This is a genomic window from Leptospira limi (genome assembly GCF_026151395.1).
Lineage (GTDB): Bacteria > Spirochaetota > Leptospiria > Leptospirales > Leptospiraceae > Leptospira_A > Leptospira_A limi.
On record NZ_JAMQPV010000005.1, the window covers coordinates 47,611 to 54,703 of the forward strand.

Sequence of the window (7,093 nt, forward strand, 5' to 3'; positions counted from 1 at the left end):
TTCGATATGATGCCTCGGTTCAACTCAGTAAAATAATTAAAACTGAGTAAAAAAAAGATCATATATACAAAAAAATACAAACTCATCCAGAGAATCGTTGATATTAAAGTTAGGCGCTTTAAAGTTTGTGCCGATTTTAATTCTTCGCCATATTGGTCAGTTTTTCCTTTGATCAAAAGATCTAAGACATGTTTAATTTGGAACTTCTGAATAAAATTATTTATCATTTTTTTTACCTATTTGTCTTTGGGGTTCTATATTTTTTGCATATTCTAAATGAGATTTTGCTTTTTCAGTAATTCCTGCTTTTGAATAAATACTAGCAAGCGATGAGTGTGCAATTTTGATTTTATCGGATTGCTGTATGATCGTTTGATAATCTCTGATTGCTTCAGGAATTTTGTTTGAAGCTTCATAGAATTTTCCTCTTAGCAATAAAGCATCCAAATGCACTGGATTTGTTTCAAGTAAAGAGCTCAATTTATCAATAGTTTCTATTTGATTTTGATTCAATGCCAAATTGATTCTCGCCAATAGTAGCATTGATTCTGTTTTATTTTGAAATTCGTCTCCAAGCTCATCATATACTTTTTTTGCATCGATGATTCTACCAGAATAGAGAAGTATTTTGGTTTTTAAGAAAATTGCATGCTGATCATTGGGATCTTCTTTCAATATCTTATTCAAGATAATTTCTGAATTTTGAAGATCACCGAACACAAATGCTTTCTCTGCTTCTTTTTGAAGTGTGCTTTTTTCCTTCTCTGAACAGCTGTAGTTTAATAAAACAATAATTAAAAATGTGATTATTTTATACATTTTATATCCTATTTAATTGAATTCGCCAAATTAGTGATCATTAGTCCAATTGTTTTTTGAACCTTATTGCCGATATATAAATCTTGTATTTCTAAATTGTATATATTGTTAGTAGATATAGATAAAATTTTTCCTTCTAGATTATAAAGTTTAAGAAATATCATTATGCTACTTTTTTGATCTTTAATGGATTCGTTCGTATATATGGAAACGGAAGTATGTAATAAATATTTTGCATTATGATTTGAAATAATGTTTTTTATTTCTTCACTTTTTAATAGTTCTTCAAAGTTTTCATAATACTTTCGGAACTCACCTGAATAAAGATTACTTGATGCAATAGGTGTTTTCTGGTCGAATGATTCAGGTTTGACTTTAAAATTATTAAAATTGTTAAGAAACGTAACTTGGTATCCTTTGTTTATTAAATTAAAAGCTACAGTGTCTTGAATATCTCGGCCGATTTGTGGAATAGTATAAATATTTCTTGTTTCTATTGGTAAAAGAATAATTCCATTCGCATTGAGAGAAGTGATTGCAATATTTGTTTCTGGCATCGCTGATTTGCAGGTCCAAAAGAAAAAAAAGATAACGATTGAATTGATAATTTTCATTTCCCTTCCATTACAAATTGAAATGTTGAACCCAATTGTAGATTGTTAGTATCTCTTGCGCTTGTATCTACAGTAAGCATATAATAAGGATATCCTGCTGGCATGTTATCAGTTCTAGATAAATTAAAGTCTCCACCAGTTCCGGCATTTCCGAAAAACGAAGTACCGTTACATGAAGACTCAAGTTCAGAGAATGCTAGAGTAACAACTCTACATCCGAACGGATACACTAATTGGCAGTCAGTCCAATTCCAACTCGCCAATTGTATGATTGTTCCTGGCGGTGAAGTACGTTGAAGGCGTATTGCATTGATTGTTGCCGTTATATTCATATAATTTGAAAAAATAAGTCTAAAATTGTCTGTATTTACGTCTGTACAATTTGCATTAGTTCCATCGCCATTGTCTCCCCCTCGAAATTGATATGAATTTGGTCCAAGTACTGGTAAAGTGCTATCCCAAAAACAATTTGCAGCTAACCAATTACCACCAGCTGCTTGGCCTACTCCGGGAAATGTATTAGAACAACCTTGTGAAGCAACTCCAATCGCTTGTACAATTGGGGAATTAGTTAAAGCACCTCCTGCCACAAAGCTATAACTGGTATTCTGGTCGAAAGCAACCCTATCGCTTGAAATTGCAATTGTAGAGATAGTAATAGTATAACGTTGACCGAATGTAAATTTGGAATCCGGTGTAAAAGTTAATGTTTGGTCTCCTCCTGACCAAAGAAATGTTCCAGTAACATTTGGAGAAATTGAAAACCCTGCAATTGTTTGAGCTTGGCTCATCGGGCGCGAAAATTGGATTGTAATTGGATTATTGACTGAATTTCCCAGACAACCATTTACTACAGATGTTAGTATGATATCATTTTGAATACCAATTCCAGACAAACAATCTCCAAGTGTTCCTGTAGCTAATTGAATTGAAGTTAACGTTGGAACTAAATTCAAAGTGCCAACGTAAAAGCTAGAACTAATCGGTGATAATAACCTTACACCATTGGTGTCTTGTATTGTGCTTGTTAATTGAACGCTAATTCGGGATCTTGCGGTGAATGCAATATCTGGGTTTATTTGAACAATAGAATCTGAAATCCATTGCAAGTTAAATGGAACAGAAGGAGAGAGGGAGATTCCATTTTGAACAGAAACTCTATCCATAGGCTTTGAAAAAATTACTTCAATTGGATTTACATTCGGAGACCCCATGCATGCATCGTTAACGGAATCTGAAATAATATTTCTTCGAGGTCCTGAATTTGTATTACAAGTTGCGATAGTACCCGTGTTTACATTAATGGCGATTACTTCTGGGAATTGTCCAGCTTGTGTGGCTTCACCTACCGTAAAACTTGCGGAAAATAATTCTTTTAAATCACCTCCCTTAGATGATTCGCAATTTTTTGTGATATTATATGTATAAGATCCAAAATTCAATTGGTTGGTGGGTGTAAATTTCAAACTAATATCTGTAAATTCAAAGAATCCTTGAACTTGTGGAGAGACAGTGAAACTTTGAATACATGAATTAATATTCATAGGTTGGTTAAAAAGAACTGAAATAGATTGGTTTCTTGGTAAATTTTTGTCACCCATACCAGGAAAAGCAACTAGTACTTGCGGAGATTCATCGCCTAAAAAGGTGAACACTTTATTAGGATCTATGTTGTTTTTTTTACATGAGTTTGAGATTGCAAAAAGCAATATTATGAAAATAGCGTTTAAAGTTGAATATTTTGATTTTTTCATAATGGATTAGTTTGCATTTCTTTAGAATTTATTTTTTCACTCTTTAAAAGAATATCTTGATCAAAATTTTCTCTAATAAAAGAGTTACCACCGCCAGGCCTAATTTTGACTAATTTTAATTCTTCATAAGGAGTACCAAGGATAAAGGCCATTTCAAAAGACAAGTCGATATACCCCATCAGCGCAACTAATAGATCCTCATAAGATTTGAGTAAGTCATATTCAGCATTCAATACATCGAGTTTTTTTGAGAATCCTTTGTTAAATTTATTTTTGACATTCTTTACGATTTCCTTATTTAGTGCCAGTTTAGAATTCATCACTCTTATTATTTCCCAAGCTTCATCGAGCTTTTCGTAACCTTTGTGAATATCGGCCCTGACTGTTACCTCTAACAGCTGTTTATTTCTTATAGCATCGGATAAAGCAATTTTCCCTTCATAAATTTTTCGAGAATAACTTAAGTCATCGAATAAATTCACTGTAGAGCTATTAAATGCATTTTCCCCTCTTCCGACAAACTGTGGTCCATATCCAGGAATTCTTTGAATACCAGTACCATCGCTTTGTACACCATAATTTGCTGTTGATTGAGTGGTGCTACTTCCTAATTGAGCTTGTAAAGAAATGTTAAAACCATATACTTCATTAGTTACTGGTAAGGGTGCGTTGACATTTTGACCATAGTAACTTCCGAAAATGACTTTTGGTTTCCAATAGTTTTCAGCTATTTCTGCACGTGTTCTTAAGTTTTCGATAGCTAATCTTGATTTTTTAATTTCCGGTTTTTGAAACAAATACTGTTCAGACAATAATTCGCTATTTGGAGGAAAAATTTCGAAATCTTCAATGATTGAATGTTTAAATCTTACTTGAGTATCTAATGGCAAGTTGAGTGTTTTAATCAAATCCAGATGAGCAATATTCATTTGAGATTTACTTTTTACTAAACTTAGATCAAACTCCCTTACTTTTGTTTGAAGTTCTAAATACTGTAGGTCTGTTATATAGCCTTTTTCTTTTTCTTCTAATGCCGCTTTGATATTAAACTGCATTTTCTCATTGTACTTTAAATTTAGCTGGTGTTTTAGCTCAAAGGATAAATATTTTAATGCTGTTCTTCTCACTTCCAAAACAGTTTTATCTTTAACAATTTTCCAGTCCTCTTGATTTAGGAGTTCCTGTAATTTTGCGGATTCAATTTCCAGACTATTTTCTCCACCATCATATAACAACTGATTTAATTGTAAGCGTATGTCATTGTATTGAGAATCAGGTTGGTTTACATTGGCATTTTTTAAACCAAAATAGCTCAAGGCTACTTTTGGAAGGTAATTCCTCCATTTTTCTTTTACCAACATTCGAAAAACTTCTTTTCTATCTTTTAAAGTAGCTAAGATTACATTGTTTGTTACACCAATTGCTTCCGCGTCATCAAAATTTATTAATAGTCTGTTATCTGATGCTTCTGGAAACACTTGTAATGTAGCAAATATTAATACAAAAATATAGAAGGTTATTCTATTCAAGAACACTCATGAACCGTAAAAACATTTCTACCTAAAGTCTCGGCATGACCTAACAAATCTTTTACTAATATTTTTTACTTTAGTTGATTTATTCTTGAGAAATAAATCGAAATCTGAACTTTTTGGTGCAATCCGAACTAGTTTTTCAGGTATTTGAAGTCTCTTTCAACTGATTCCAAATAATTTAAGAGAATTAATTCTAAGTTGTTTCTGGGTTGTATAAAGATTCCTTTCATTCCTTTCAGATATTTATATTTTTTTAGTTTTAGATAATTTAAGAAATCTAATTCATTGAATGCATATAAATTGAAAGCTTGAAATAGCATTTGTAATTTTGAAGTCAATTCTAGGATTCCTTCATTCGTAAAATATTTTCTGGGGAGTACTAAGAAATCAAAATAAGACTTTATTAATTCGAAGTGGCGATTGTATTCTTCTTCCTCAAATCTGATAAAGATTTTTGAAGCATGGTGGTTCTTATAATTAAAGAAAATCGCAGAATGATTTTTAATGATTAGAATTGGTGTTTTTATTTTGAAAATGGTTTCCTCAAAAATCCCTGCTGTATTGGTAAGGAAATCAACCTTGAATTTATTCTCTGTAGTGTTTAATTTAGTATCGTAAAAGGCAAGGAATCGTAGGTTTTTCGATATAAAATTCAAAAGGACAAATTCAATGTCTTCATATTTTCGAACTCCTACTCCTTGTGAGTAACGTAAATTGAGCTTAGATAGTAAACGATCTACTCCGACTGATGAAATGGTTAGCTCGGATATTACAGATTTATTTTCGAAGAAATCTTTTTTAATTTTTTCTTCGAAAATTACCTGTAATTTTGAATCTATACGCAAATTAGTTTGGTTTTTCTTTCCAAATAGCCTTACTTCCATTGATTCGTTGGCTTCCCTTTTAAATTTATGAAAAAAAGTTCATTTTAACTTGTATTTCACAAATTTCGGCTTTTTTGCTTGAATGCAATTTTAAAAAATTTTAAATGAAAAATATGAAAATAATTACCATCGCATCTATGAAAGGTGGCGTCGGTAAAACGACTTTAGCTGTTTATTTGGCAGCTTATTTAGCAAGGACCCGAAAAAAAGTTCTTCTAATTGATGCCGATCCAAACAATAATTTAACTGATTTTTTCCTTCGTGACGAAGAATTATCTTCACTTGAAAAATTTAATCTCTTTCAGACATTGTTGGGTTTAATAGAAGTTGAGGAATCGCTTCGTCAAATTTCGTCAAATCTAAGTATTCTTCCTTCTACTCCTGAGTTAGCAAAATCACAAATAGAATTGGCAAATGATCCTGGTACAATGATTCGATTTCAATCGGATCTTAAAAAATTAAATTTTGATTATATTGTTTGGGACACACCACCATCGCTAACTTATGAATTATTTTTAGCGTTATTTGGAGCAGATTATGTATTGTCTCCGATTGGATTCTCAAGGTGGACATTCCAAGGATTTTCTTTAATTGAAAATGCTTGCAAAAAAATGAAAGCCCCCCTGCCTATTGCTGTTCCTTGTATGGTTTCAAAAAAAGACTCTGAAAGGATATATGAGTCTGGACTTGACCGTATTTCGAAATCTTTCATTTCGAAGAATATTGCCTATGGTAAGTCTGCAATTTTAGGGAAATTAGTTCCTGAAAATTCTGATCTTTGGGATGAATTCAAACTTTTGGCAAAAGAGATCTTATGAGCAAAGAAAGATCCAAATTAATTTCCTCTTTAACCGGGAAACGACCTGGAGAAAAAGAAGTTCTTCAATTACATACAAGCATTGAAGATGAAGATATTCAACGTATTAATGAATTACATCAATCAATGCTTTCTAATATGAGTCGCGCAATTCAAAATGCAATATTGATTGGAGAAATTTTAACAAAGAAAAAGTCAATTTTATCCCATGGATCATTTTTGCCATGGCTTGAAGGTAATGTTCCATTCACTCGGGCGACTGCTGCGAACTATATGCGAATGTATGAAAAAAGAGAAATTTTAAATGTAAAACGCGTTTTACATTTGAGAGATGCTCTGAAGCTTCTTGCTGAAGATTCTAAATCACCCAAAAATGAAAAAGTAATCAATAGGCCTATTCGCGAAATTTACAAAGATTTTAAGTCGGGAAAAAATCTATCAAAGTCTGATCGAGATGTTGTTCGGGGGTGGCTTTCTGGAAAAGTAGATTCACTCAAAACCAAAACAAAAAAATTAGAAGACGAACTTAAAAGACTTAAATCGTAACCTCTTTGTAGTTTCGAATGAAACTATTGTCTTATGATTCTAATTTTCATTCTATTGAGACGTAAAGCTATGCGACATAATTGTAAGACCTTAATGTAGCGGGTAAAGTTACGTACTTGTGAAG

General features: G+C 32.1%; 7 protein-coding genes. 2 read left to right on the forward strand and 5 right to left on the reverse strand.

The window, feature by feature from the left end; all coding sequences use genetic code 11:
* Positions 1-216 precede the first annotated feature (216 nt).
* The 5 genes from ND812_RS18100 to ND812_RS18120 form a co-directional block, all read right to left on the reverse strand.
* The gene (locus ND812_RS18100; protein ID WP_135640184.1) at positions 217-819 is read right to left on the reverse strand and encodes a tetratricopeptide repeat protein; all 603 of its coding nucleotides are present in this window, start codon (positions 817-819) and stop codon (positions 217-219) included.
* Positions 820-827: 8 nt separating this feature from the next.
* Positions 828-1,433 carry a hypothetical protein gene (locus ND812_RS18105; RefSeq protein ID WP_135640183.1) on the reverse strand — a complete coding sequence of 202 codons (606 nt, stop codon included), beginning with the start codon at positions 1,431-1,433 and terminating at the stop codon, positions 828-830.
* Complete coding sequence (locus tag ND812_RS18110) at positions 1,430-3,187, reverse strand: Ig-like domain-containing domain (RefSeq protein ID WP_135640182.1); 1,758 nt, start codon at positions 3,185-3,187, stop codon at positions 1,430-1,432. Before ND812_RS18110 ends, ND812_RS18105 begins: the two co-directional genes overlap by 4 nt.
* The gene (locus ND812_RS18115) at positions 3,184-4,716 is read right to left on the reverse strand and encodes a TolC family protein (RefSeq protein ID WP_265376721.1); all 1,533 of its coding nucleotides are present in this window, start codon (positions 4,714-4,716) and stop codon (positions 3,184-3,186) included. The genes ND812_RS18110 and ND812_RS18115 overlap by 4 nt, the downstream gene beginning before the upstream one ends.
* A gap of 137 nt (positions 4,717-4,853) precedes the next feature.
* A complete protein-coding gene (locus ND812_RS18120) occupies positions 4,854-5,606 on the reverse strand; it encodes a hypothetical protein (protein WP_135640180.1) in 753 nt (250 codons plus the stop codon).
* Between the two features lie 113 nt (positions 5,607-5,719).
* On the opposite strand from ND812_RS18120, the gene ND812_RS18125 reads away from it, so the two are divergent.
* Positions 5,720-6,424: a ParA family protein gene (locus ND812_RS18125; RefSeq protein WP_167881048.1), complete on the forward strand. Its 705-nt coding sequence runs from the start codon at positions 5,720-5,722 to the stop codon at positions 6,422-6,424.
* Entirely contained in the window at positions 6,421-6,969 is a 549-nt protein-coding gene (locus tag ND812_RS18130; protein WP_135640178.1) for a DUF3102 domain-containing protein, read from the forward strand. Before ND812_RS18125 ends, ND812_RS18130 begins: the two co-directional genes overlap by 4 nt.
* Positions 6,970-7,093 lie beyond the last annotated feature (124 nt).

Coding starts and splice junctions, on each gene's coding strand:
- ND812_RS18100 (WP_135640184.1), bottom strand. CDS start 819: ATGTATAAAATAATCACATTTTTAATTATTGTTTTATTAAACTACAGC.
- ND812_RS18105 (WP_135640183.1), bottom strand. CDS start 1,433: ATGAAAATTATCAATTCAATCGTTATCTTTTTTTTCTTTTGGACCTGC.
- ND812_RS18110 (WP_135640182.1), bottom strand. CDS start 3,187: ATGAAAAAATCAAAATATTCAACTTTAAACGCTATTTTCATAATATTG.
- ND812_RS18120 (WP_135640180.1), bottom strand. CDS start 5,606: ATGGAAGTAAGGCTATTTGGAAAGAAAAACCAAACTAATTTGCGTATA.
- ND812_RS18125 (WP_167881048.1), top strand. CDS start 5,720: ATGAAAATAATTACCATCGCATCTATGAAAGGTGGCGTCGGTAAAACG.
- ND812_RS18130 (WP_135640178.1), top strand. CDS start 6,421: ATGAGCAAAGAAAGATCCAAATTAATTTCCTCTTTAACCGGGAAACGA.